Origin of the sequence: Catelliglobosispora koreensis DSM 44566, from assembly GCF_000379685.1 — a bacterium.
Taxonomy (GTDB): Bacteria; Actinomycetota; Actinomycetes; order Mycobacteriales; family Micromonosporaceae; genus Catelliglobosispora; species Catelliglobosispora koreensis.
On sequence record NZ_KB903249.1, the window covers coordinates 176,766 to 200,224 of the forward strand.

24 protein-coding genes are annotated in these 23,459 nt (G+C 65.3%); 14 read left to right on the forward strand and 10 right to left on the reverse strand.

The features are described from left to right. Window positions 1-75: 75 nt before the first annotated feature. On the reverse strand, window positions 76-426 hold the full coding sequence (locus A3E1_RS38245; protein WP_020518859.1) for a GlsB/YeaQ/YmgE family stress response membrane protein: 351 nt from the start codon (window positions 424-426) through the stop codon (window positions 76-78). 121 nt (window positions 427-547) lie between these two features. Here A3E1_RS38245 and A3E1_RS0100905 point away from each other — a divergent pair, with 121 nt between their 5' ends. Then, a complete protein-coding gene (locus tag A3E1_RS0100905; protein ID WP_020518860.1) occupies window positions 548-1,777 on the forward strand; it encodes a glycoside hydrolase family 16 protein in 1,230 nt (409 codons plus the stop codon). Window positions 1,778-1,838: 61 nt separating this feature from the next. Here the strand turns inward: A3E1_RS0100905 and A3E1_RS0100910 are convergent, their stop codons facing one another. Then, entirely contained in the window at window positions 1,839-3,053 is a 1,215-nt protein-coding gene (locus A3E1_RS0100910) for a cryptochrome/photolyase family protein (protein WP_020518861.1), read from the reverse strand. 2 nt (window positions 3,054-3,055) lie between these two features. Beyond that, window positions 3,056-3,706 carry a TetR/AcrR family transcriptional regulator gene (locus A3E1_RS0100915; protein WP_026207955.1) on the reverse strand — a complete coding sequence of 217 codons (651 nt, stop codon included), beginning with the start codon at window positions 3,704-3,706 and terminating at the stop codon, window positions 3,056-3,058. A 59-nt stretch (window positions 3,707-3,765) separates the two neighbouring features. Here A3E1_RS0100915 and A3E1_RS0100920 point away from each other — a divergent pair, with 59 nt between their 5' ends. Next, window positions 3,766-4,146, forward strand: coding sequence for a DUF4386 family protein (locus tag A3E1_RS0100920; RefSeq protein WP_157631240.1), 381 nt, complete (start codon window positions 3,766-3,768; stop codon window positions 4,144-4,146). Here A3E1_RS0100920 and A3E1_RS0100925 read toward each other — a convergent pair. Continuing rightward, a complete protein-coding gene (locus A3E1_RS0100925; protein WP_020518864.1) occupies window positions 4,143-4,571 on the reverse strand; it encodes a MarR family transcriptional regulator in 429 nt (142 codons plus the stop codon). The two genes, A3E1_RS0100920 and A3E1_RS0100925, sit on opposite strands and share 4 nt — an antisense overlap. A gap of 97 nt (window positions 4,572-4,668) precedes the next feature. Between A3E1_RS0100925 and A3E1_RS0100930 the strand changes: the two genes are divergently transcribed. Continuing rightward, complete coding sequence (locus A3E1_RS0100930) at window positions 4,669-5,298, forward strand: NAD(P)-dependent oxidoreductase (RefSeq protein WP_020518865.1); 630 nt, start codon at window positions 4,669-4,671, stop codon at window positions 5,296-5,298. Between the two features lie 3 nt (window positions 5,299-5,301). Here the strand turns inward: A3E1_RS0100930 and A3E1_RS0100935 are convergent, their stop codons facing one another. Both A3E1_RS0100935 and A3E1_RS38250 read right to left on the reverse strand, forming a co-directional pair. After that, complete coding sequence (locus A3E1_RS0100935; protein ID WP_020518866.1) at window positions 5,302-6,462, reverse strand: enolase C-terminal domain-like protein; 1,161 nt, start codon at window positions 6,460-6,462, stop codon at window positions 5,302-5,304. Next, the gene (locus A3E1_RS38250; protein WP_020518867.1) at window positions 6,459-7,265 is read right to left on the reverse strand and encodes an NAD-dependent epimerase/dehydratase family protein; all 807 of its coding nucleotides are present in this window, start codon (window positions 7,263-7,265) and stop codon (window positions 6,459-6,461) included. The genes A3E1_RS0100935 and A3E1_RS38250 overlap by 4 nt, the downstream gene beginning before the upstream one ends. A gap of 58 nt (window positions 7,266-7,323) precedes the next feature. On the opposite strand from A3E1_RS38250, the gene A3E1_RS0100945 reads away from it, so the two are divergent. Beyond that, window positions 7,324-9,075 (forward strand): protein kinase family protein, encoded by a 1,752-nt coding sequence (locus tag A3E1_RS0100945; RefSeq protein ID WP_026207958.1) that lies wholly within the window; start codon window positions 7,324-7,326, stop codon window positions 9,073-9,075. A gap of 26 nt (window positions 9,076-9,101) precedes the next feature. On the opposite strand, the gene A3E1_RS0100950 is transcribed toward A3E1_RS0100945, so the two are convergent. Then, entirely contained in the window at window positions 9,102-10,802 is a 1,701-nt protein-coding gene (locus tag A3E1_RS0100950; RefSeq protein ID WP_020518868.1) for a hypothetical protein, read from the reverse strand. Window positions 10,803-10,875: 73 nt separating this feature from the next. On the opposite strand from A3E1_RS0100950, the gene A3E1_RS0100955 reads away from it, so the two are divergent. The 7 genes from A3E1_RS0100955 (at window position 10,876) to A3E1_RS0100985 (ending at window position 17,074) form a co-directional block, all read left to right on the forward strand. Next, window positions 10,876-11,313, forward strand: coding sequence for an SRPBCC family protein (locus A3E1_RS0100955; protein ID WP_020518869.1), 438 nt, complete (start codon window positions 10,876-10,878; stop codon window positions 11,311-11,313). Between the two features lie 153 nt (window positions 11,314-11,466). Beyond that, window positions 11,467-12,612: a substrate-binding domain-containing protein gene (locus A3E1_RS0100960; RefSeq protein ID WP_020518870.1), complete on the forward strand. Its 1,146-nt coding sequence runs from the start codon at window positions 11,467-11,469 to the stop codon at window positions 12,610-12,612. Window positions 12,613-12,614: 2 nt separating this feature from the next. Continuing rightward, window positions 12,615-13,352: an ABC transporter ATP-binding protein gene (locus tag A3E1_RS0100965; protein ID WP_020518871.1), complete on the forward strand. Its 738-nt coding sequence runs from the start codon at window positions 12,615-12,617 to the stop codon at window positions 13,350-13,352. Continuing rightward, window positions 13,349-14,038, forward strand: coding sequence for an ABC transporter ATP-binding protein (locus A3E1_RS0100970; RefSeq protein WP_020518872.1), 690 nt, complete (start codon window positions 13,349-13,351; stop codon window positions 14,036-14,038). Before A3E1_RS0100965 ends, A3E1_RS0100970 begins: the two co-directional genes overlap by 4 nt. Beyond that, the gene (locus A3E1_RS0100975) at window positions 14,038-14,889 is read left to right on the forward strand and encodes a branched-chain amino acid ABC transporter permease (protein ID WP_020518873.1); all 852 of its coding nucleotides are present in this window, start codon (window positions 14,038-14,040) and stop codon (window positions 14,887-14,889) included. Before A3E1_RS0100970 ends, A3E1_RS0100975 begins: the two co-directional genes overlap by 1 nt. Continuing rightward, window positions 14,886-15,869: a branched-chain amino acid ABC transporter permease gene (locus A3E1_RS38255; protein WP_051104760.1), complete on the forward strand. Its 984-nt coding sequence runs from the start codon at window positions 14,886-14,888 to the stop codon at window positions 15,867-15,869. Before A3E1_RS0100975 ends, A3E1_RS38255 begins: the two co-directional genes overlap by 4 nt. A 17-nt stretch (window positions 15,870-15,886) precedes the next feature. Continuing rightward, window positions 15,887-17,074, forward strand: a complete 1,188-nt coding sequence (locus tag A3E1_RS0100985) for an extracellular catalytic domain type 1 short-chain-length polyhydroxyalkanoate depolymerase (protein ID WP_020518875.1) — start codon at window positions 15,887-15,889, stop codon at window positions 17,072-17,074. Here the strand turns inward: A3E1_RS0100985 and A3E1_RS0100990 are convergent. Beyond that, window positions 17,071-18,945: a helix-turn-helix domain-containing protein gene (locus A3E1_RS0100990; protein WP_020518876.1), complete on the reverse strand. Its 1,875-nt coding sequence runs from the start codon at window positions 18,943-18,945 to the stop codon at window positions 17,071-17,073. The genes A3E1_RS0100985 and A3E1_RS0100990 overlap by 4 nt on opposite strands. Window positions 18,946-18,959: 14 nt before the next feature. Next, window positions 18,960-19,721 carry a 3-hydroxybutyrate dehydrogenase gene (locus tag A3E1_RS0100995; protein ID WP_020518877.1) on the reverse strand — a complete coding sequence of 254 codons (762 nt, stop codon included), beginning with the start codon at window positions 19,719-19,721 and terminating at the stop codon, window positions 18,960-18,962. 151 nt (window positions 19,722-19,872) lie between these two features. Here A3E1_RS0100995 and A3E1_RS0101000 point away from each other — a divergent pair, with 151 nt between their 5' ends. Genes A3E1_RS0101000 through A3E1_RS0101010 form a run of 3 tightly spaced genes read left to right on the forward strand, consistent with a single transcriptional unit; the run spans window position 19,873 to window position 22,543 of the window. Beyond that, complete coding sequence (locus A3E1_RS0101000) at window positions 19,873-20,748, forward strand: hypothetical protein (protein ID WP_020518878.1); 876 nt, start codon at window positions 19,873-19,875, stop codon at window positions 20,746-20,748. Next, window positions 20,745-21,896: a sensor histidine kinase gene (locus tag A3E1_RS0101005; protein WP_020518879.1), complete on the forward strand. Its 1,152-nt coding sequence runs from the start codon at window positions 20,745-20,747 to the stop codon at window positions 21,894-21,896. Before A3E1_RS0101000 ends, A3E1_RS0101005 begins: the two co-directional genes overlap by 4 nt. Beyond that, on the forward strand, window positions 21,893-22,543 hold the full coding sequence (locus tag A3E1_RS0101010) for a response regulator (RefSeq protein ID WP_020518880.1): 651 nt from the start codon (window positions 21,893-21,895) through the stop codon (window positions 22,541-22,543). The genes A3E1_RS0101005 and A3E1_RS0101010 overlap by 4 nt, the downstream gene beginning before the upstream one ends. A gap of 11 nt (window positions 22,544-22,554) precedes the next feature. Here the strand turns inward: A3E1_RS0101010 and A3E1_RS38260 are convergent, their stop codons facing one another. Beyond that, complete coding sequence (locus A3E1_RS38260; protein WP_020518881.1) at window positions 22,555-23,442, reverse strand: LysR family transcriptional regulator; 888 nt, start codon at window positions 23,440-23,442, stop codon at window positions 22,555-22,557. Window positions 23,443-23,459 lie beyond the last annotated feature (17 nt).

Genomic DNA, 23,459 nt, shown 5'->3' on the forward strand with positions numbered 1-23,459 from the left:
GTGCGGCGGCGAAAGGCGGCGGCCGGGCCACGGGGAGAGGCGTGGCGGGGCCGCCGGCGGTGTTGCTGGGAGTGGTTAGCTTTTGGTGCGGACGCGGCGGCGGGGGCGGTCGTCTCCGTCGGCAATGGACGTTCTGGTTAGGGCGGTCGCGATGGCGATGCCGATCACGGCGACCAGCACCTGGACGCCGAGTTCGGCCCAGCTCCAGGCGAAGTGCCAGCCGGCCCAGTTCCAGTCCCAGCTGGCGGGCCAGTTGTTCTCGACTCCCATGACACGGGCGATCCATGTGCCTGCCAGGGCGGCGCCGATGCCCACGGCGATGGTGGAGATGACACCGATGTTCTGGCGCCCGGGCAGGACCAGGCGGCCGAGGGTGCCGATGATGGTTCCAATCAGGATGGCGCTGAGAATTCCGGTCGCGGTCATGCCGCGCGTATTACCCACAGCGGCGCAACCGGAACCATTGACCGATCTACATTAGTAAGCAATACTTCCTAAAACCGCAAGAGAGCGCTCTCCCAATCGATATCCCGATCGGAGGCTCTTAATGGCTCACCGTCCCAAACTCGCGGCGGTCCTCCTCGTCGCCGCGACCGCGCTCATCGTGCCCGCGGCGCCGGCCGCACAAGCCGCTATCGGGCCACTCACGTGGTCAGATGAGTTCAACGCGGCCGCTGGCACGGCACCCAATTCCGCCCGCTGGCGTTACGACATCGGCGGTGGCGGCTGGGGCAACAACGAATTGCAGTACTACACCAACAGAACGCAGAACGCGGCGCACGACGGCGCCGGTAATCTCGTGATCACAGCCCGGCGGGAGAACCCGGCCGGTTATGGCTGCTGGTATGGCTCTTGTCAGTACACGTCCGCCCGTCTGCTCACGGCAGCGACCTTCACCCAGGCATACGGACGCTTTGAGGCGCGGATGAAGATCCCGCGTGGGCAAGGGCTGTGGCCCGCGTTCTGGATGCTGGGCAACAACATCGGCAGTGTTGGCTGGCCCCAGAGCGGCGAGATCGACATCATGGAAAACGTCGGCTTCGAACCGTCCACTGTGCACGGGACGTTGCATGGCCCGGGTTACTCCGGCGGTGCCGGGGTCGGCGGAGGCTATATGCTGCCAGGCGGGCAAGCGTTGGCTGACGCCTTCCACACCTTCACCGTGGACTGGGAGCCTAACGCCATCACCTGGTACATCGACGGCATCCAGTACTCGCGCAAGACGCCCGCCGACATTGGCGGCAACCAGTGGGTCTTCGACCACCCGTTCTTCATGATTATGAACGTGGCCGTCGGCGGCAACTGGCCCGGAAGTCCCAACGCCAGCACCGTTTTCCCGCAGACCCTGACGATCGACTATGTGCGGGTCTACTCCTATCAAAGTGGTGGCGGGGGAGCGACCGGCCAGATCACCGGCTTTGGCGGCAAGTGTGTTGACGTCGCTGGCGCTAACCCGGCTAACGGCACGCAGGTTCAGCTCTGGGATTGCAACGGCACCAACGCTCAGCGCTGGACGGTCGGCACCGATGGCACCATTCGTGCCCTGGGCAAATGTCTCGACGTCAGTGGTGGTTCAACGGCGAACGGCGCCAGAGTCCAGCTATGGGACTGCAATGGCACCGGGGCGCAACGCTGGACCTACACCGCGGCGCGCGATCTCGTGAACCCGCAAGCCAACAAGTGTCTTGATGCCACGGGTGTCAGCTCCGCCAACGGGACGCCACTGCAACTGTGGACCTGTGGTGGCGGCGCCAACCAGAAGTGGACGCTTCCGTAACTAGCTGAACATGCTTGAAGCCCGGCTCGTTCTCTCAATGAGATCGTGTCGGGCTCCGAGTTCAGAATAAGCCTGGCATTTGGGGCAAGTCAACCCCTGAATCTGGTGCCCATTGATGCACATACGCCCCAGCAGGGTCGAAACGTTGAGCCTGGCGGGCCGGGCTGAACTTGCGATAAGGCTTGGTGTCCGTTCCGGTTCCGGCGACCCACTGCCAGTTGCCAAAGTTGTTGGCCACGTCGGCGTCCACGAGAAGCTCCGCGAACCAAGCGGCACCTGCCCGCCAGTCCACGCCCAGAGTCTTCGTCAGGTACGAGGCGGTGATGAGCCGGGCCCGGTTGTGCATCCAGCCTTCCCCGGCGAGCTGACGCATCCCAGCGTCCACAATGGGCACTCCCGTCTCGCCGGCTTTCCAGGCCTCAAGTGCGCTGTCATCGCCCGGCCACACGTCGAGCGCTCCCGGCCGGAACGGCTTCGTGGCCATCGCCGGGAAAGCCGCTAGCGCCTGATGGTAGAAGTCCCGCCAGCACAACTGACGCACGAACGCATCGGGCATGCCACTGGTCGCGAGCATCAGCGGCGACAGGCATCCAAAGTGGAGGTAGGGACTCAGCCGTGACGTCCGGTCACCCGCCAGGTCGTCGTGACCGTCGGCGTAGCTGTCCGCCTTGGGGCGCCAGTCAGCCAGGCGGCGTAATGCTTCGGTTTCGCCACCGGTCCAATGCGGACTCGGTTTCAGTAGTTTGAGCTGACTGCGGGGCAGCTTCGGCGAGGCGAGCCGTTCGGGCGTTTGCGCCAGCTCACGCCAGCGCCGTCCCTGCCAGGCGCGATGGTAGGGCGTGAAAATCTTGTAGTGGTCGCCGCCAGTCGACGGCCGGACTTCGCCCGGCGGCACGATCGTCACGCCAGGAAACGTGCGCAGGGCCAGCCGATGCTGGTCGCACTCCAGCCGCAAGCGTTCCTGACGTCGCCGGGCATATGCGCTGTAGTCCTCGGTCATCGCGATCCCTGTCGCCCCAAACTCTTGCGCGACTTTGACAGTTTCAGCCACAGGGTCGCCGTGGCGAATCAGCAGATCGCTTCCCCTGTCCCGCAACGACTTTCGCAGGTCGTCAAGCGCCTCTAGCAGAAATCGCTGCCGGTTCGACGGTGCCGCGATAGCGGGATCGAGCACGAACAACGGCACGACTTGCTCGGCGTGAGCCGAGGCAGCGGCCAGCGCGGGATTGTCGTGCACCCTCAAGTCGCGCGTGAACAACATGACAATAGTGCGCATGGCTACCTCAGCTTCGGGTCAAGGCCGGCGATGAGGGCGTCGAGGCCGTAGTGGAATTGCGCCGTGGTGATGTAACGCGCCATGGTGCCAGCGGCGCTTCGGGTCAAAGGAAAATCCTCAGCTGGTACTCCGTGGAAAGCGGCCTGGCGCTCCTTAACCCGCTGGCGCTGCGGTGGTGGCGGTCCGCCCGGTAACTCGGCAGCGTCCATGGCGGCGAACCCGATCGTGTAGACCAGCAACGTGTAGAGCACCTTCGCCGCGTCGTCGGCGGTGAACCCCGCATCGCGAAGCACAGCCAGCACGGCCTCGCCGGAGGCCAGCGCGTTGGTTCCGAACATGGGCCCAGCGACGAACAGTGGCACGACGCCTGGGTGAGCGGCAAGCACCTGATGCAGGCCGGTCGCCAAGTGCCGTAACGCCGTTCGCCAGTCCTTGTGCCGGGACAGGTCCAGGTCGACCTCGCCGAGCACGTGATCGACGACGGCCGCTCGCAGCGCCTCGCGTGTGGGGAAGTAGGTGTACACCGCATTGGGTGCCGACCCCAGCTCGGTCGCGACGCCCCGGATCGTCAGCGCTTCAGCGCCGCCGGCGTCGGCCAGCCTGAGCGCGATTTCGAGCACCTGCTCTTGCGTATAGGACCGCGTTCTCGCCATCACGTTTGCAAATTGTACGGCGTACAGTTACTGTACGGTGTACAGAAATGGGGTGTGTCGTGAAACGGTTAACGGGAACACTGATGGTGGGCGCGGCGGTGGCGAGCAATGCGGCTTTCCTGGCCCTGGGCGAACTCTTCGCGTACCCGCAGATATTGAGAGCGCCGACGGCGGAGATCCTGGCGCGGTTCAATGCAGATCGTCCCGCGATCATCGCGTGGTTCTTGGTGCTGACCGCCGCGGCGGCCTGTCTCATCCCGGTCGCGGCGATGCTGCGCGATTGGCATAGAGCACTCGGAGTCGTTGCCGCCGTTAGCGTCCTGGCCGGCGTCCTGGAGTCAGCGGGAGTCGAGATCGCTGGGCTACTGAACTTCGCCGGCTATTTGCTCTGGTCCGGGTGGCTCGTCTGGGCCGGGATCTCCTTGTGGCGTAAGGATTAGTCAGGCAGCTCGTCAATGGCTTCCTCGGCGGCGTCTTTGCAACGCTGGAGAAAGTCTGCCAGCACCGCAAGCTCCGCCTCGCTATAGCTGGCGCTGATAGCCGCGACAGAGGTGTTCATTCCACTGTAGAGCTTGAGCACCTCCGCGCCGCGGCCCTTGACGGCGCTGACCAGAACCGCACGGCGGTCGTTGGGATCGCGTTCGCGGTTGATCCAGCCAGCCTTTTCCAGCCGGTCGAGCACGCCGGTCATCGTCGCCGGGTGCATGCCCGACAGGCGCGTGAGCGTACTCGGGCTCAGGGGGCCGTGCCGCCCGATGATGTCGAGGCAGTTGAGGTCGCCCGGGTTGAGCTTGAGCCTGTTGCTGACCTGGAAGTTCAGCAGAGCCAACTGCAGCCCAAGCTCGCGGAGCGAGTCTCTGATCACACCGTTAAGCTTCGCCCTTGATGGTACGGAACTCATATTATATTCTTTCCGTATAGTCCTGAAGTCGGAATACACTCTACCAACTGAGGTGAGCAGCATGAGGCTGACAGTCTTTGGCGCGACCGGCGGAATCGGCAAAGAGATCGTGCGGCAGGCGTTGGCGAGCGGCCACAAGGTCACTGCCGTCGTCCGCAATCGTCTGGACATCACGGATGCGAACCTGACCGTGGTCACGGTTCCCGGGCTGAGCGACCCGGAGCTTCTCGTTCCAGCACTTGAAGGAGCAGACGCGGTCTTGTCCGGCGTAGGACCCCGTGGCCGCAAGGACATCACCGTCGCTTCGAGCGCGACGCGCGGGATCCTGACCGCGATGAAGCTAGCCGGCGTGCGGCGGTTCGTCGCCGTGAGCGCGTGGCCCGTCGGGCCAACGCCAGCGGGGGAGAACTTCGCGGGCCGCTATATCTTGCGCCCGTTCATTTCCACTCTGCTGCGCGGTGTCTACGCCGATCTGGCGGTGATGGAAAAGGAGATCGCCGCTTCGGGTGCTCAGTGGACGGTGGTGTGGCCGCCACAATTGAAGGACGGTCCGCTAACGGGGCGCTACCGCAGTGTGATTGGGGCGAACGTGCCCAACGCTCGCCACAACACCCGCGCCGATGTCGCGCACCTGATGCTGGCCACACTGTCCAACCCAGACACTGTCAACCAGCCTGTCGGCATTGGCTGACAGTTAAGGCCGGATGGGCGTGCCGTCGGGAAGACGGACCAGCGTCCAGTGATCGGGTCCTTCACTGATGGGGAACTTGGCGGCCGCCTCCTCATCAATGTCGATGCCGATACCGGGAAGACTTGACGGGTAAAGGAAACCGTCCTCGGCTCGCGGGCAGCCCGGGAACACCTCCTCCACAGTGGACGGAAAGCCGGGCCATTCCTGGATGCCGAAATTGTGCGCGGTAACGTCCAGATGCAGCTGCGCCGCGTGACCGACCGGGGACGTGTCGCGGGGCCCGTGCCAGGCGGTCCGCACGCCGAACGCTTCTGACACGGCCGCGAGCTTGCGGGCCGGTGTCAGGCCACCAATCGCACTCACATGCACCCGGATGAAGTCGATCTCACGCCGTTCCAGCAGCGGCAGCCACTCCTGCGGATTCGTGAACAGCTCACCGAGCGCGATCGGCACCGTCGAATGCTGGCGCAGCCGGGGGAGCCATGCCAGGTGCTCCGGGGGCAGCGGATCCTCCAGATAGAACAGCCTGTGCTCACTTAACCGGGACGCCAGGGTGACCGCGTCGGCGGGAGAAAGTCTTTCGTGCACATCGTGAATCAGTTCGACCTCAGGGCCTAACTCCTCACGCAGATAATCGAACAGCCGCGGCACGGACCGGCCGTAGGCCTGCGCGTCGAAAGTCGTTCCACCGTAACCGTTTTGCTGACAGCGCACGTGCCGCACGCCCTGCTCTTGAAAGCCTCGCACAGCATCGGCGACCTCGGCCGGATCGCGTCCTTCGGCGTGCCGGTAAATCGTTGCCCCACCGCGGCAACGTCCGCCCAGCAGTTCGTAGAGCGGCAGTCCCGCGCGCTTGCCAAGGATGTCCCACAGCGCTTGGTCCACGCCCGAGATGGCGTTGTTCATGATCGGGCCGGTACGCCAGTAGGCGTTGACATACATGGTTTGCCACAGATCCTCGATCGCGTTCACCGGCTTGCCGACGAGGAACGGCTCGAGATAGTCCGTGATAGCTGTGCGCACAGCGGTTGGCCGCTGGGTGAAGGTCGCGCAACCAACGCCGTAGAGCTCTGGTTCCGAAGTCTCCACTTTCACCACGACGAGCCGGTTGAACCCGTCAGGCATGGTGAGAATGGGCCGGACCCGCCGGATCGTGATCGTCATCGTGGCTCCCAGCCAATCGTCTCCCGCGCCAGCGAACAGTCCACTAACGACCAGTGCGGATCGTCTCCGGGCGTGCGTGGCACGTGCGGGAAGAATTCGTCGAGCAAGTCATTCGTCGGCTGCGGCGCCATCGTCACCGCGGCGGTCAGCAGCAGTGCCAAGTGCCCGTCAACCTCGACGTCGAGGCAACGCAGGCAAGCGTCAGCGACATCATCGTCGTAGACGTGGGACCACAGGCTTGCCGCCGCTGTGCGGGGACGATCGGCCATCAGTTGCCGCCAGCGGGGCACGGTCTCCTCGCTGACGAGATGGGAGAACCGCAGCGACACGGCCGACCCATCACCGGCTCGCGCGAAGGCTTCGGCGATCTGCTCACCGGCCTGCTTGGACAGTCCGTAAGGGTCCTGTGGCCGCAGCGGGTGCGCCTCGGTTAGCGGAAAGTAGTCGGGTTCTGACCAGACTCGCTGAAACGGATAGCCATACGCCGACAGACTGGACGCCGAGACCACCCGGCGGATGCCGAGCTTGGCCGCCGCGTCGAAGACGTGGAACGTGCCGGTGACGTTCTTGGCGTACACGATCGCGTCAGGCAACGACCCCGGCGCCGGGATCGCGCCAAGGTGGACGACCGCGCCGGCACCGGCGAGCACACTGAACACAGCTCCCGCGTCGCCTAGGTCAGCCTGGACCACCCGTGGGCCAGGCTCCAGATCCAAGCCCACGACATCGTCGCCGCGCTCGGCTAGTTTGCGCATCACGATGCGGCCAAGTCGCCCCGACGCACCGGTTACCACCACCCGCATTCCGCCGACAATAGCCGTGCTGGCCGGCCTGGAGTGCGGCCTTCCATAGTGGACGCTCATGCACGAGGATGCTGTGGTGGATCGGGTCATCGGCGGGCGTTATGAGCTCCGTGAACAGCTATCTGACAATTCGTGGCAGGGCTGGGACCCTGTGTTAGGGCGGTCCGTCTTCGTCACGCTCTTACCCTCGGGGGCAAACCTTGAGGCGTTACGCGGTCATGCGGTGATCCCGGTGGTGGACTGCGGCGACGGTTTCGTGGTCACGGAAACTGTTGCGGGCACAGCTCTTTCCGGCTCGTCCTTGCCGCCATCGGCTCTTTCCGCGCTGCTGGCACAGGTCGCCGAGGGACTGCAACTGTTGCACGATCAGGGTCTCGGCCACGGCGGCATATCGCTCGATCACCTGGTCCTTCGCGCTGACGGCGTGGTGGTGCTGACCGGCTTCGCGTTCTCCGGCTCACCATCCGAGGACGTGCTGGCCTTCTCCGCCGTGGCGAGCGAGTTGCTCGAGCGGCCAGTCTCGGCTGCCTCGGCCCAGGAACTGGCAGCCACCGTGCGCGGACTCTTCCCACCCATTCCGTTCCCACCAGCGCCCGTGACTGCGCCACCCGCGCATTGGGCGCCCGCCCCACCGCCGTTTGATCCGCGGCCGTTGGAGTCCGAGCCGACAGAGCCGACGTCGGCCGAGCCCGCGTTGCCCTCCTACGAGGCGCGGCCAGTTCCCGCTGACGGCAGATTCGGCTCACCCCCGTCCACGTCACCAGCCCTCGACGAGACGTCACCCGCGCTCGACGAATCGTCACCGGAGCCACGGGAGGCCGCGCCAGCCTTCAATCAACCGCCGGCGCTTGAGGAAACATCGCCTGCACTTGATGACGCGACGCCGGAGCCTAGGGAAACGTGGCCGGTGCTTGAGGAAACGGCTCCGGCGCTGGAAGAGACGCAGGACGCGTTCGCACAACCGGCACCGCCGCCGGCCCGAAACGCGCCAGGCGCACCGACCACAGACGCCATGCCGGGTGCGGGTGTTGGGGCTGGCGCGAGTGGTGGGCCGGCAGGAGCGGGACGTTCGGGCGTGCCAGGCTCGCGCAGCGGTGGCAGCGGTGGCAGCGTGGGAGGCGCTGGGGGCGTCGCGCGGGCGCGGAAGACGGCGGCTGGACGGCCCGTGCCGGGGCGGCCGTCGGTGCAGGGGAATCCGATGGCGTTCACCATGAGTGTCAGCTATCCGCGGCGGGTCGCGAAAGGACGGTCGGCGACGTTCCTTGTGCAGATCCACGCTCCCGAGGGTTTGGAGGCCGCGTCACAGCGGCTGGCGCAGATCTTCTCGGAGACCCCGGCGGCTCAAGCGTCGACGCAAGGTCAGTTGCGCCTCGGTGCCGAGGTGGAGATCGCCCTATCGTCGCCCGACGTTCAGTTCTCGCAGCCAGCAAAGTGGACGGTTACCGAGTCTGGCATCGACACCGCGTTCTGGGCGCGGCCGGATGAGACAGCGCGCGGTGGAGAGCACACTGGCGTCTTGACGATCCGTGAGAACGGCCGCGATCTGGCGTCGCTGCCGTTCACGCTGACGATCGCCGACTATGCGCTGGGCAAGATTTCCCGCCCGGCCATGCGTTTCGCGTTTACCGGGGCGGGAGTGGCCGCGTCGATCGCGATTCTCACCTACAGCCAGCTCAACCACGTACAAGAACTCGCTGGCCTTGTCACGAGTGCGCTCGGGGCGGTGGTTTCGGCGGTGGTGACGGAGCGGACCACGGCGCTTTACCGCCGGAGGGCAGGAAACGCCTCCACCACCGTCCCGGCGGCATAGGCGCAGGACGGTGGTGGAACGGGCGGTTAGACGGTGTCGACGCTGAAGTTGCACCACGCGGACCACGGCGAGTAGGACGTGCCGTCGTGGGTGCGGACTCGCCAGGTGAAGCTCTTGCCGTCGGCGGCCGCTCCGAGATCGGCGACGACGCTGCCGTAGTTGCCTGCCGGGATCTGCCCGCTGGTAACCGTGTTGACGGTCCCGGACGGCAGTTCCTGCCACTCAAAGAACCCCGCCAGCAGTGATCCCGTGTCCGGGTCGAGGTACTGCGCCTTGAGCGCTGGCGTGGAGGTGGCGATGGTCGAGTCGCAGCCGGCGTCCGCGACCGTGAGGCTGGCCGGTGTCGCGGGCGGGTTGCCGTAGGTCACGACCAGCTGGGCGGTGTTGTGCAGGAACTTCATCCATTGATAGGTGCCGGATTCTCCGGTGCCCGACGGACTGGTGCACATGCACAGGCCGATGCCATAGCTGGGCTGTCCCGCGCTGACCTTGCTCTGCAGGTCGTTGCGCAAGGCGCTGCTGGTGATGTTCAGAAGGTCGTCACCCTGGTCCCCGCCACATGAGCCGGACTCGTTGGACTGGCCCCAGGCCGAGCCGAGTTGCGTGAGCAGCGCGGGCGACCAGGTGACGCGGCTGCCAGCGGCACCTGTCTGCGGTGCGGTGTTGTAAGCGTACGCGGTGTTGCCAGCGCAGGCGGCCGTGTGATCGAGCGTGATGCGCATGACGGCGGTCTGGACGCTCTGGCCCGCCAGCGACGTGACCGGGAAGGTGAAGAACGACCGGAAAATCTTGCCGTCATCGGGGTTGCGGCCGACCCGGGCGTGCTCGCCGGGCGTCCAGCTGGCGTTGGCGTTGTTGGCGTAGACCCACGTGGAGGCCATCGGCTGCCAGACGGGATCGATGTAAAGCGGAAGCACCCCGGTCTTGAGGAGCTGAGCGTCCGGAATCACGGACAGCTTGCTGCCCTTGACGACCGTGCCGACCGGGCGGGTCTTGGCGAGTTCGCTCGGGCCGTGCACGGTCGAGCGCTTGAGGTCAGCCGAGGAGTCCCACATGGAGGCGGCGTGCGAGCCGAGCGGGAGCACCTTGCCGTCGGCGTCGACCAGTTCGATGTCGCCGTCGGCTTTGGCCCGCGCCATAACGTCGCCGGACACGCCGTATTCGATCGAGGCCAGAGCCGGATTCGCCGCTGCCGCAGCGGTTTTGACGACTAGCACGTGCGTAAAGCCCGACCGTGTGGCGGTCACCGCGAGGTCAACGCCCGGCAGGACTTCGGCATACGTGGCGGTGTCGCCGTCGACCGTCGCGGCGGGCAGCGGCGCCGGCCACGACAGTTCGAAGCGCTTACCGTCCACAATGGAGATAGCGAAAGGTGACGATCCGCCCACGGAGAAGCTCACGTCAACGGCGGCCTTCGGAGCGAGACGGCCGTTGTCATCCTTGTGTAGTTTGGTGTCAATGTCCTTCCACGCACCGTTTTTGCGCACGCGCTGCGGCGAGGCGAACGTCTTGAGCGTGGTGGTGCCGTCAGGGTTGGCGAAGAACTGATCGCGGTCGGTCCGCCCGGAAAGAATCTCGACAGCGATGTCGCACTGGGCGGCGAGCCGCCGGGCTGAAGTCCCGTCTGCGGCCTCCGCACCGCACACGGCCGGGCCGGCCTGAGCGGGAGCCGACAACGTGGCGAACACCAGCCCGCTAAAGAGGGTGGTTCCTAAGATTCGCTTCATGCGAGCAGCCTCGGACAGTAACGCATAGGCAACGCACCGGCTACGTACAGCGAAAAACTGGTAGCCTCCCCCAATGGGCCAGGTCGCGGTTTCGGTTGTTATCAACCGCCCTGTGGGCTGGGTGTTCGAGTTCGTGACCGACCTTCGCCACGATGTCCATTGGTATAAGGGCGTTCAGACGGTTTTGCTGCTGTCCGAAGTGGACCGGAGTGTGGGCACTCGTTATGAGCAGCGCACCAAACTGTTTGGCGTCTCGTTCACGGCCACGATGACGGTCACCGCATACGATCCGCCGCACGGCATGACGCTGGTTTCCTCGGATTCGCTGACCCCTTTCGTGGCCCATTACCGCTTCGATCCTGTTGACAGCGGGAGCACCCGGTTCACCCTTTCTGCGGAGGTTTCCAGCTCCGGGGCATACCGCCTTTTCGGGCCGCTTTTCGTCCCTCTCGTCCGAGCCGCTACCAACCGCCGCCTGCGGATTCTCAAGCGCGTGCTTGAGGCGGAGTAGCCTTCCGCGAGAAGATCACCCGCACGACGCGGGTGAGGGTTAGCAGACCACATGGAAACGCCAGGTGTTGTGGGGCAGTCCCACATGGCCGCGTGTGGTGCTCGTCTCTAGCGTTGCCGGAGACCACGAACTCCTAACCTAGGGGACACGGGAATGAAACGACGGCTAGTAATCATCGCCGCGGCGGCACTAGCCGCCGGTGCGTGCAGCACCCCGCAGGAGGCCGCGGCACCGCAGGAAGGTGCGCCGGTCAAGGTGGGCCTGGTCTATTCGCAGACCGGTGCGCTGGCGAGCTACGGCAAGCAATACATAGACAGTTTCAAGGCCGGTCTGGCTCACGCGACCGGTGGCACGAACAAGGCGGGCAACCGCGCCATCGAGATCATTGAGTCTGACGACGCCGGTGATCCTGCCAAGGCGGTGTCGGCTGTCAAGGACGTGATCGGCAAGGGCGCGCTCATCATCGCGGGCTCGACTTCCTCGGGTGTCGCGCTCCAGGTGGCCCCGGTCGCCGCGCAGAACAAGGTGCTCTTCATTTCCGGGCCCGCGGCCAGCGATGCGATCACGGGCGTCAACCGCTACACGTTCCGCTCCGGGCGACAGTCCTATCAGGACGTCCTGACAGCGAAGTCGTTCATCGAGCCAGCGGGCAAGAACGTCCTTGTTTTCGCGCAGGAAGGCGCCTTCGGCAAGTCAAACGTTGACGCCGTGACCGCCGTTATCGGCGGCGCCGGGGCCAAGGTGACCTCGCTGATGGTTCCCGCGAGCGCGACTGACTTCACCCCGTTCGCCCGGCAGGTGCTGACCGCCAAGCCCGACATGCTTTTCGTGGCGTGGGCCGGAACGACCGCCCCGGCGATGTGGCAAGCGCTGGATCAGCAGGGCGTGCTGGCCGCGACCAAGGTGGTTACCGGGCTGGACCAGAAGGCGTCATACCCAACGTTTGGCGCCGCGGGAGAGAAGGTTTCATTCCTCTCGCACTACTTCGAGGGCGCGACGACCAACGACTTCACCAAGGCCGTGACCTCAGGGCTGGACATCTTCTCCCCGGACGGCTTCAACGCCGCACAGATGATCGTGCAGGCAATCAAAGAGGGTGGCGACAATACGGAGAAGATGATCACCGCGTTGGAGGGCTTCTCCTTCGACGGCATCAAGGGCAAGAACACCGTCCGCAAGGAAGACCACGCGCTGATTCAGCCGATGTTCCAGGTCAAGCTCGCTGGCGGTAAGCCACAGCTCGTCAAGGCACTCACACCCGAAGAGGTCAGCCCGCCGGCTGCCGCGATGAAGTCCTGAACATGCCTGTCCTCAGCACTCATGATCTGACCTGGCGCATCGGTGGGGTGCCGATCGTGGAGGGAGTCTCACTTGAGCTCCACCCCGGCGAGTTCCTCGGCGTGATCGGCCCCAACGGCGCTGGCAAGACGTCTTTGTTCAACCTGATTTCAGGACTGCACCCGGCTACCTCCGGCCGGGTGCGGCTCCTCGGGCGAGACATCACCCGCCTGGCCCCGTTCAAGCGGGCCAGGCTCGGCCTCGGGCGGACGTTTCAGGCGTCGTCGGTGTTCGGCTCGCTCAGCGTCCGGGAAAACGTCGCCCTGGCCGCTCAGGCGCGTTCCGGCGGATCGATGTCCTTATTCTCTAAAGCCAGTGGGTACTCCAAGGCCGACGAGTGCCTGGAAACCGTTGGCCTGACGGACCGTTCGGCGGTGCTGGCGGGCACGCTCGCGCACGGAGACAAGCGCAAGCTGGAGATCGCGTTGCTGTTGGCCGGTGACCCGAAGGTGCTCCTGCTGGACGAACCGATGGCGGGTGTGTCCACTGAGGACATACCGGGCCTCGTTGAGGTGATCCGCCGGGTCCTCGGCGACGGTGGGCGGTCGGTCCTCATGGTGGAACACCACATGGATGTCATCCTCGGGCTGGCCGACCGGCTGGCCGTCATGCATCACGGCGCGTTGCTCGCGATCGGCACTCCCGACGAAGTCATGGCCAATGCCGAAGTCCAGTCGGCCTATCTCGGGGAGGCGCTGTGAGCATTCTTTCGGTCAGTGATCTCCGGGTGAAGCTGAGCGGGCTCGACATCCTGCACGGGGTCTCGTTTGACGTCGCCGCAACGGGTGTCACGGCACTGCTCGGGCGCAATGGCGCGGGCAAGACCACGACGTTGCGGGCCGTTATGGGGCTGGCGCCCTACTCCGGAACGGTCAGTTTCGCCGGGTCGCCGTTGGACACTCGCACCTTCAAACGGGTCCAAGCCGGGCTGGGTTACGTGCCCGAAGACCGCTGCATCTTCGCTGGGCTGACCGTCGCGGAGAACTTGAAGCTCGCGTCACGGACCGCCAAACCCGACTATGACCTCGTTTTCGGCCTGTTCCCGGAGCTGTCGCAACGGTCGGCGCAGAAGGCTGGATCGCTATCGGGCGGGCAGCAGCAGATGCTGTCGCTGGGACGGGTTCTGCTCAACGGCAACCGTCTGCTCGTCATCGATGAGCCGACGAAAGGCTTGGCACCCAAGGTGGTGACCGAAGTCGCGTCGGCGCTGGAGCGGGTCGCTTTAGCTGTCCCCGTGCTCCTCGTCGAGCAAAACCTCGCCGTGGTCAGAAGGCTCGCGTCTGAGGCGATCGTCCTGTCGGGCGGCAAAGTTACGTGGACGGGCCAATCCCAGACGCTGCTCGAAGACGCGGCGCTCACCAAATCACTGCTCGGGGTGGGTCACTGATGTCAACGATTGTTCTGCTCGCGGTCACCGGGCTGGGGCTGGCGGCGCTGTATTTCCTTGTGGCGTCGGGGCTTTCGCTCGTGTTTGGGCTCGCGGATGTGCTGAACTTCGCGCACGGGCTGTTCCTTTCCCTGGGTGCCTACGCGACCTGGGTCGCCGCGGAGCACATGTCTATCGAGGCCGCGATCGCTGTCGGCGTCGCGGTGGGAGCGGGCGCGGCCGTGCTCGTGGAACTCATCATGATTCGGCCGCTCTATACGCGTACCATCGAACAAGTCCTTGTCACCGTTGGCCTTTCCATGGCAGGCGTGGCCTTGCTGCAGGCGGTCTTTGGGGCTGATCCTAAGCCCTTCCCCCGGCCGCAGTGGGCTTCCGGGGTGTTAGAGGTGTTCGGCGCCCGGATTCCGGTGGACCGTTTTGTGCTCATCGGTGCCGCGCTGTTGGTCTTCGGTGCCCTGATGGCCTTCCTGAAGTGGACCCGTTATGGGCTCATCGTCCGGGCCGGGGTGGAGAACCGGGAAATGGTTACCGCGCTTGGCATTGACGTGCGCAAGGCGTTCACGCTCGTTTTCGCGATCGGGGGAGCGGCGGCGGCTTTGGCCGGTGCCCTTGCCGGGATCTACTTCACGACGGTGTCCCCCGCGACCGGCGGTTCACTGCTGATCTTCGCGTTCATCGTCGTGGTCATCGGGGGCATGGGTTCCGTGCCCGGCTCGGCTTTCGCCGCGATCGCGGTGGGGTTGCTGCAGCAATTCGTGAACTACTACGGCACTTCTGGAGCGGGCGACATCTGTGTCGTGGCCCTGCTGGCTATCGTCTTGCTCGTTCGCCCGAAGGGACTGGCCCGATGAAGCGCTTTATGAAGCTGCTGTTGCCGCTCGGGCTGATGGCCGTGTTCGTCTCGTTGCCGTTTGGCAGTGCGTTCAACTCGCCCGGCACCTTGAACTTGCTGGCGCTGTGTCTCGTGTTCGCCGGTCTCGCGGCTGGCTATGACCTCCTGTTTGGACGGACGGGCCTGCTGTCGTTTGGCCACGCGCTCTACTTCGCGCTCGGTGTTTACGTCACGGCGATCCTGATGCGGCAAGGGATTCCGCTGGCACTGGCGGCGGTGATCGCGGTGCTTTGCGGTGTCGTGGTGGCCGCGGCGCTTGGCGCTATCGCGCTGCGAGTTGACGGCATCGCGTTTTCCATGGTGACGCTGGCGTTCGCTCAAGTTGGCGCCATCCTGGTGGCGCGTGACCCGGGCGGGCTCACCGGCGGCGAAGAAGGGCTCGCGCTGAGCAAGGGCGTGCCTGATTTCCTTACCGGCGTTGCCAATACGGTCAACCTCTACTGGCTCGCCCTGGCCTACGTCGTCATCGTGCTGGCGGTGCTGGCCAGGGTTGTCAGCTCCCCGGCAGGCCGGGTCCTGGCGGGCGTGCGTGACGACGCGCGCCGGGTCGGCGTGCTCGGGCTCAACCCGTATTCGTTCAAGCTCACCGCTTTTACCCTGTCTGGCGGTCTGGCCGCGATGGGTGGCGTGGTCTACGTGCTCATCGTTGGTGGCGCGTCGACTCACGTCGCGAGTTCTGAACTGACCTTGATGCTGCTCGTCATGGTCGTGCTTGGCGGCCCGGGAACGAAGTATGGTCCCGCGATTGGCGGCGCTCTGTTCACCTTCCTGGACTATCAGCTCACGGGAGTCGCGGACTCTTTGCCCGGGCCGTTGTCCCAGCCGCTGTTCATTCTTGGCACCGTGTTTATCCTGGCCGTCTATTTCTTCCCCGGCGGTCTGGCCCATGTAACGGCGCTGAAGAATGTGTTACCACGATATTTCCGCCGCGTGAGCTAGGTCATACGTTGCGGGACATGACGTCCCTAAAGAACCTTCTCGCGCTCGCTGCCGGCGCGATCGTGGGTGCGATAGTCCTCATCGCACCCGCGAGCGCCGCGACGCTGACACAGGTGACCGGGTTCGGCTCCAACCCCGGCAATCTGTCGATGTACCACTACAAACCCGACGGTCTCGCCAACGGCCACCCGGTCGTGGTTTTACTGCATGGCTGCACGCAGAACGCCAGCGGCTACTTCACCAATTCGGGGTGGCGCAAATTCGCCGACCAGCACGGTTTCGCCCTCGTCGTGCCGCAAACCAGCACGGCCAACCAGATGCTCGGCTGCTTCACGTGGTACGAGCCAGGTGACATCAGCCGTGGGCAGGGCGAGGCACTGTCCATTCGCAACATGGTCGGCCACGCGATCAGCAACCTTGGCGGCTCAGCTTCTAACGTCTACGTCAGTGGACTGTCCGCTGGCGGGGCGATGGCGGCCGTGATGCTCGCGACCTACCCCGATCTGTTCAAGGCTGGCTCGATCGCGGCTGGGATCCCTTACAAGTGCGCGACTTCGTCATCGGGGACGAGCGCGTGCCAGTACAGCGGCGTGGAGAAGTCCCCGCAACAGTGGGGTGACCTCGTTCGCAACGCGTACACCGGTTACAGCGGACCGTATCCGCGGGTGGCCATCTGGCAGGGAACGTCGGACGGCACGGTCGTCCCGAAGAACGCCACCGAGCTGGTCGACCAGTGGACCAACCTGCGCGGCGTCTCGCAGACCCCCACGTCAACGTCATCGTTGCCCAGCGGAACGTCCCTGTCGGTCTACGGCAATAACGACGTGCGGTTGTACCGCATTAGCAACATGGGCCACGGCCTGCCCGTTGACCCGGGTTCGGCCGCCACTCAGTGTGGCACCGCGGCGTCTTACTTCCTCGACACGATCTGTTCGGCGTACCACGACACCGTCTTCTTTGGACTGTCGGGCGGGGTACAGCCTTCGCCCACAGCGTCTCCGACCGCGTCTCCAACAACCTCGCCGACTAGTGCGCCGGTTTGTGTGACGTCGAGCAACTACACCCATACGACTGCGGGACGGGCTTACCACTCGCTCGGCTACACCTATGCCAACGGTTCGAACCAGAACATGGGACTGTGGAACACCTTCCAGCAAACGACGCTCAAGCAGACCGGCCCCAACTACTGGGTGATCGGGTGCTAGCCGGACGACTGAAGCCGGTGCAAACGCAGGGCTAGCTGGATTTCCAGCGCACGCTGGGGCTGCTGCCATTGTGGCCCCAGCAACTGGCCCACGCGGTCGAGCCGCTGCGTCACGGTGTTCACGTGCACGTGGAGCTTCTCGCCCGCGCGGGCAAGGCTTCCACCCGACCCGAAGTAAGCCTCCAAGGTGGACACCAGCGTCGTTCCGCGACGAGCGTCATAGTCCACGACGGGACCGATGGTGCCGGCGATGAACCGCTGCACGTCCTGCTGCCCGGTTCCGTTGACAGCGCCCAGAAGCAGGCCGACAAAGCCGAGGTCTTCACTACCCGCCCCTTCACCGGTGCGGCCCAGGGCGATCAGCGCCGACACGCAACGTTCGGCTTCGTGGAAAGCGCCCGCGAGTGTTGACGGCCCGGTCGCGGGGCCACCGCCGCCTGCGGTGACGGGCCGCCCGAGGACCCGTGACAGTTCCCTAACGACGGCACGGGCGGCGGCTCCAGCGTCCGAGCCCGGCAGCAGGAGCACTACCTTGCCGTCGCGTCCGGCGGCCAGCCCGGAGCGCGCTGACGCATAGGTTCCGGCCCATGAGGTGACCCGGCTGCGGATCGAGGGTGACCCGGCGGTCGTGTCAGGCCCGATGAGCACGACGAGGTGTGGCGCGTCTAGGTCGACGCCGAGACGGCGTGCCCGCTCGCGCAACGCTGCCGGATCACGGGCTGGTGTGGCCAGCAAATCGTCGAGCAGTTCCCCGCGCACGCGGCCTTCGGCTTCAGAGGCGGTCCGCCTAAACAGCAACAGCAACGCCGTCACGAGAGCGGCCCGTTCGAGGATCTGCTGATCGGCGTCGACGAGCTCGTGACCGGGCCGCAACACCAAGGCGCCCAAGTCTTCCGTCCCCGCGACGACCGCCGCGACCCAGGTGTCGCCGCGGCGCACCGCGTGCCCGGCGACCCGTGACGCGACCACGGCCTCGGTCAGATCGCCGATGGAGTCGACATCAAGAACCGTTAGCTCTCCGCCAAGCACCTCGGTCACTGCTGCCGACACGTCTTCGACTCCGCCGCCGCGCAACACGAGCGACGTCATGCGGTCGTGCGCGGCGGCTGCCCGTTCCACTGACGTGCTGTGCGCCTGGATCGTGGCGTTGGCAGCGGACAGTTCCTCCAGCGCTGTCTGGGTTTCGGCGAGCAATCGCGCTGTGTCGATGGCGACGGCCGCGTGCGCACCGAGCGATACCAGCAGGGCGACTTCCTCGCGGGCGAACGGGCGGGCCGACCTGTTCGCGGCGTAGAGCACCCCGATGACCCGTGACCCCAAGCGAAGCGGGACACCGAGGATGGCGACGAGCCCCTCCTCGCGTACACCCTCATCAATGTCGCCCAGGTGCCGGAAGCGGTTGTCGGAGAAGTAGTCCGCGGTGGCATAAGGGGTTCCCGACTCGGCGACCAAACCGCCTAGACCGGCTCCCATCGGCAGGCGCAGGCCCTGGAACCGGGCCGAAACCGATCCGTCGGTCACGCGCATGTAGGTGTGGCCGCTGCCCTCATCGTTGAGCGTCATGTAGGCGATGTCGGTGCTCAGCAGATGCCGCGCCCGGTGCACGATGGCGTGCAGCACGGCGTCGAGGTCCCGCAATCCGGCCAGGTCGCTGGCCGTGTCGTAGAGACCGGTTAGTTCCATCTCGCGCTGGCGGCGCCGCTCCAGCAGCCCGCGCACGCGAAGGGCGAGCAGCTTGGCTTCTTCGAGTTCAGCGAGGTGCTCGGGTGGGGCACCGGAAGCCCTGGCGGCGATAAGGGGGCCTTCGAATTCCACCGCGGCGGCTTCCCGGGCGAGAAGCTCAAGGAAGGCGGTGGTCGACATGATCCCCATTGTGGCAGCACGCATCAGGTGGCTGTCCAGCCACCGTCCATGGCGATCGATGCACCAGTGATGAAATCCGCTGCTGGAGTGCACAGATAGGCCATGAGTTCGGCGACCTCTTCGGGCTCGATCAGGCGCTTGATCGCGGCTCGCGCGAGCATGATCTTCTCGATGACCTCGGTCTCATCGATCTGATGCGTGCGGGCCTGGTCGGCGATCTGTCCTTCCACCAAGGCGGTGCGCACATACGCGGGGTTGATGCAGTTGGAGGTCACGCCGTGGGCGGCGGCCTCGAGCGCGACGACCTTGGACAGTCCTTCGAGCCCATGTTTGGCGGCAACATATGCCGACTTGTAGGCCGAGGCCCGCTGCCCGTGCACGGACGAGATGTTGATGATGCGGCCCCAGCCCTGGGCGTACATGTGCGGCAGCACCTTGCCCATCAGCTGAAAGGGCGCCTGGACCATGACGTTGTGAATGTAGGCGAAGCGCTGTGCGGGGAACTGCTCAATCGGCGCCACATATTGCAGCCCAGCGTTGTTCACCAGCACATCGGCCGGAAAGTCAAACGCGGCAAGGGCATGCTCGTCGGCGAGGTCGATCGCGACAGCCTGACCTCCCGTGAGACCCGCGACTTCACTGGCGGCCTCGGCATCACGGTCGAGCACCACCACCTTGGCTCCCGCAGCCGCCAGGCGCAACGCACAGGCCCGGCCAATCCCGCTGCCACCGCCGGTTATTACAGCGGTGCGACCGGAAAGGTCAAGCTGCACAACGTGGGTCATGAGCTGAAAACCTACGCACGCGCTCAACCGCGGCACATGGTTTGCGCACACACACCTTCCCGGTGGCGTATGTGCGGGCTCCCTCTGCCGGGGGAGCGGTGTCCCTCTTCGCCGTGAGGTGCCGCAGGCGGGAACGCTAGATCGTTAGGGCATGAGATTCCTCCGATACGCGGCCGGTTATGCGGCGGTAGCAGCTGCGGTGCCCTACTTTGTGCTGAAGATCATCTGGCTGGCTGGCGGAAGCACCGGCATCATCCCTGGTAATCCGCAAAGCGCGGAGTTTGACGCCCTGAACGCCGCGACGTTCGCCATGGACGCTGTGGCCATCGCGGTGGCGCTAGCCCTGACGCATCGCTGGGGTGAGCGGCTTTCAGCGCCACTGGTGCTCTTTCCCATGTGGGTCGGCGTTGGCTTCCTCACGACTATCGTCATCGGCGTCCCGGTCGGGCTGGCCGTCAAAGGGCAGTCTCTGTTTGAAGCGGCCGATGGACTGGTCGAACCTTGGGTCTACCAACTGGTGTACGGCGGCTTCATCGTGCAAGGCCTCGCGCTGACCGTCGCGTTCTTCCTTTACGCTCGCCGCCGCTGGCCGTCACTGCCCGTTGGGGAGCCCTACCGTCTACTCGCGACGGTCGCGGCCGTGATGTCCTTCGCGATTGGGCTGCTTTACCTGTCGTGGGCGTTCGGCAGCACGTTCGGCCTGCCCGAAGAGGCCATCGCGACGAGCGCGTTCACGGGACGGGTCATGGACGGGCTGTTCGGGATCTTCTCGATCCTGGGCGGGATTGGCTTGCTGCGCTTGAACTCCTGGCTGTCCGTTAGCTTGGCCTGGCTGGGATCGGGAACGAACTTCGCTTGGGGGCTTTGGGTGAGCGTCAACATGCTCATCGACTCGCCGCTGACCGTCGGCGCCAAGAGTTTGGGCTTGCTCGGGCTGGCCAACTTCACCCGCGTCCTGGCCGGGATGCTCGCCGGGCTGGTGGCGGCCTACTGGCTGCGCGGCGGCTCTGAGAGGCTAAGGGCGTGAGTTCCTTCCTGCGGCGATGGCTCTACCTGATCATCGGGGGAGCGCTCGTGATGCCTTTCGTCATCGTCATGACGGTGGTGCTGCGATCGAATCCGTCGCTTTTGGAGGGTGTGTTCAACGCCGATCCCATCATCTTCATCGCCAGCCTTCCGCTGGTCGTGATCGCGGGATTCTTTCCGCAGATCCGCACCATCGAGGCACCGCTGGCCCGCTCACTTCTGGGCGGGCCAGCCCAGGGCATCGATCCCGACGGCACCGGTGTGCGCAGCAGGGTGGCGTTGTTCTGGTTCCTGCACCTCATCGTCGGCGGAGCGGTCGCGGGCATGACGCTCGCGATCCCGCCAGCGGCCGTTTTCCTTGTCGCGGAACCGTTTCTGGGCGACGTCGGCTGGCCAGCCAAGCCACTCTGGATAGAGGCCACCGGTGACTGGTCGCCTTTGCTTGGCATCGCTTTGCTTGTTTCGCTGGTGGCGACGGCCTACGGCGTTGGTGCCCTGCTCGCCTGGGCTGCCCCGCGTTTGCTCGGCCCCTCGCCCGCCGATCAGGTGACCGCCCTGAAGCGGACCGCCGAGCAGCTCGCCCAGCGCAATCAGCTCGCCCGGGAACTGCACGACTCGGTGGGCCACACGCTCAGTATCGTGATGCTGCAAGCGAGCGCGGCCGCGCAGGTGTTCGACTCCAATCCCGCCTTCGCCCGCAAAGCCCTTGCCAACATTGAAGAATCGGCCCGGACCGCGCAGGCTGAGCTGGATCACGTGCTCGGGCTGTTGCGCGAGAATCCCCGGCTGCGTTATCTGATCGAGCAGGCGCAGCAGGCCGGGATGGAACTGGACGCGGTCATCACCGGCGACGAGGCGACCCTGCCAGCGGAGGTCGCGCACGAGCTGAATCAGATTGCCCGGGAAGGACTTACCAACGCCATCCGGCATGGCGGGCCGGGTAGGGTGACGTTGCGGGTGACTATCAGTGCGCAGGACGTTTCCTTCACCTTGACGAATCCTTTGGGACGCCAGAGAACCGGGGGAGGAGGCCGTGGGTTGCTCGGCATTCAGGAAAGGGCACAGGCCGTGGGCGGTTCTTCAGTTTCGCGGGTACTAGATGAGCACTTCCACCTATCGGCAACGTTGCCCTTGAGGCGCAAGCCATGACGGTCCGTGTGCTGATCGTCGATGACGAGGAGCTGATCCGGGCCGGGCTGCGCATCCTCGTCGAGTCAGACCCGGCGTTCGACGTCGTGGGCGAAGCCGCCGACGGCGCCGAAGCCCTGAGCCAAGTGCGTTCGCTGAACCCCGATGTCGTGCTGATGGATGTGCGCATGCCGCACGTCAACGGCATCGACGCCACCCGGCACATCGTCGCCAAAGTCCCCAGCCCGCCCAAGATTCTGGTTATCACCACGTTTGAGAACGACGAATACGTCTATGCCGCACTGCAAGCGGGCGCCAGCGGGTTCCTGCTGAAACGCGCTCGCCCGGCCGAACTGCTGCAGGCGATTCGCCTGGTGGCGCAAGGTGATTCGCTGTTGTTTCCGGCGGCGATCCGCCAGCTCGTGAACACGTTTGGCGCCACCCGTGCCGCCGCCTTCGCCGATCGCCTCACCGACCGCGAAGCACAGGTCCTGCGCCTCATGGCCGAAGGCCTAAGCAACGCTGAAATCGCCGCCAGTCTCCACGTCGGCGTCGAGACCGTGAAGACCCACGTCGGCAACATCCTCACCAAACTCGGTGCCCGAGACCGCATTCAGGCCGTCATCATGGCCTACGAATCCGGCTTCATCACCCCAACGGTGTCATAGGCGCCATGCAGTCAGGCTGTTGTTAGTTCGGCGATGAGGTCGTTGACGATGGTGCGGGTGCGGCGGCGTTTGACGACGATGCCGATGTGACGGCACGGGCGCGGGGCTTGGAGTTCAGCGATCGCGACGCCGGAACCGGGCGCCAGGGCGACTTGTGGAATCAGGGCGACGCCAACGCCGGCGGCCACGAGGGACTGGGCGAAGACGTAATCCGTTGTGCTGCAAGAGACCTGCGGCTCGAACCCGGCCAGGGCGGCGAAGGTGTTGATCTGCTGGGCGATCTGGATGCAGCCATGCACCCACCTGTCCTGGGCCAGCTCAGCGAGCGCGATGGAGCTGCGCCCAGCGAGCCGGTGTGCGGCGGGCAGCACGATGAACATGGGATCGTCCATGACGGGAGTCCATTGCAGACTGTTGCGGTCGCCATCGCGCACCGGCGGCGGACCGTCGAAGTGGTAGGCCAGGGCCAGATCTGCCTCGCCGGACTTAACCCGGGCAAGGCTTTCGGCCACCTCACCTTCGATCACCGTGAGCAAAACGTTGGGATGCCGGGTATGAAGGCGGGTAAGCGCTGACGGCAGGAGGCGCTGACCGCCGCTGGTGAATGTCGCCACCGTGAGCGTGTCTTGGCTGCCGTTGGCGAGACGGCCAATCTCATGCTGAACGTGGGCCAGTTCGGCGTGGATCGTGTCGGCGCTTTCCACGAGCAGGCGCCCCGGCTCGGTGAGCGACGTGCCGCGGGCGCTGCGCTGCACGACAGGTGCCCCGACAGACCGTTCGAGCGCGGCGATCTGCTGCGACACCGCCGAGGGCGTCAGCAGGAGCGCTGTCGCCGCTTTGCTAAAGCTCCCGTGCACGGCCACTTCCTGGAGCACCCGCAACCGCTGAATGTCGATCATTAGTTTTCCTTAAAGCC

Coding starts and splice junctions, on each gene's coding strand:
- A3E1_RS0100985 (WP_020518875.1), top strand. CDS start 15,887: ATGACGTCCCTAAAGAACCTTCTCGCGCTCGCTGCCGGCGCGATCGTG.
- A3E1_RS38255 (WP_051104760.1), top strand. CDS start 14,886: ATGAAGCGCTTTATGAAGCTGCTGTTGCCGCTCGGGCTGATGGCCGTG.
- A3E1_RS0100975 (WP_020518873.1), top strand. CDS start 14,038: ATGTCAACGATTGTTCTGCTCGCGGTCACCGGGCTGGGGCTGGCGGCG.
- A3E1_RS38260 (WP_020518881.1), bottom strand. CDS start 23,442: ATGATCGACATTCAGCGGTTGCGGGTGCTCCAGGAAGTGGCCGTGCAC.
- A3E1_RS0100905 (WP_020518860.1), top strand. CDS start 548: ATGGCTCACCGTCCCAAACTCGCGGCGGTCCTCCTCGTCGCCGCGACC.
- A3E1_RS0100930 (WP_020518865.1), top strand. CDS start 4,669: ATGAGGCTGACAGTCTTTGGCGCGACCGGCGGAATCGGCAAAGAGATC.
- A3E1_RS0100915 (WP_026207955.1), bottom strand. CDS start 3,706: ATGGCGAGAACGCGGTCCTATACGCAAGAGCAGGTGCTCGAAATCGCG.
- A3E1_RS0100950 (WP_020518868.1), bottom strand. CDS start 10,802: ATGAAGCGAATCTTAGGAACCACCCTCTTTAGCGGGCTGGTGTTCGCC.
- A3E1_RS38245 (WP_020518859.1), bottom strand. CDS start 426: ATGACCGCGACCGGAATTCTCAGCGCCATCCTGATTGGAACCATCATC.
- A3E1_RS0100990 (WP_020518876.1), bottom strand. CDS start 18,945: ATGGGGATCATGTCGACCACCGCCTTCCTTGAGCTTCTCGCCCGGGAA.
- A3E1_RS0100910 (WP_020518861.1), bottom strand. CDS start 3,053: ATGCGCACTATTGTCATGTTGTTCACGCGCGACTTGAGGGTGCACGAC.
- A3E1_RS0100945 (WP_026207958.1), top strand. CDS start 7,324: ATGCACGAGGATGCTGTGGTGGATCGGGTCATCGGCGGGCGTTATGAG.
- A3E1_RS38250 (WP_020518867.1), bottom strand. CDS start 7,265: ATGCGGGTGGTGGTAACCGGTGCGTCGGGGCGACTTGGCCGCATCGTG.
- A3E1_RS0100935 (WP_020518866.1), bottom strand. CDS start 6,462: ATGACGATCACGATCCGGCGGGTCCGGCCCATTCTCACCATGCCTGAC.
- A3E1_RS0100995 (WP_020518877.1), bottom strand. CDS start 19,721: ATGACCCACGTTGTGCAGCTTGACCTTTCCGGTCGCACCGCTGTAATA.
- A3E1_RS0101000 (WP_020518878.1), top strand. CDS start 19,873: ATGAGATTCCTCCGATACGCGGCCGGTTATGCGGCGGTAGCAGCTGCG.
- A3E1_RS0100960 (WP_020518870.1), top strand. CDS start 11,467: ATGAAACGACGGCTAGTAATCATCGCCGCGGCGGCACTAGCCGCCGGT.
- A3E1_RS0100955 (WP_020518869.1), top strand. CDS start 10,876: ATGGGCCAGGTCGCGGTTTCGGTTGTTATCAACCGCCCTGTGGGCTGG.
- A3E1_RS0101010 (WP_020518880.1), top strand. CDS start 21,893: ATGACGGTCCGTGTGCTGATCGTCGATGACGAGGAGCTGATCCGGGCC.
- A3E1_RS0100965 (WP_020518871.1), top strand. CDS start 12,615: ATGCCTGTCCTCAGCACTCATGATCTGACCTGGCGCATCGGTGGGGTG.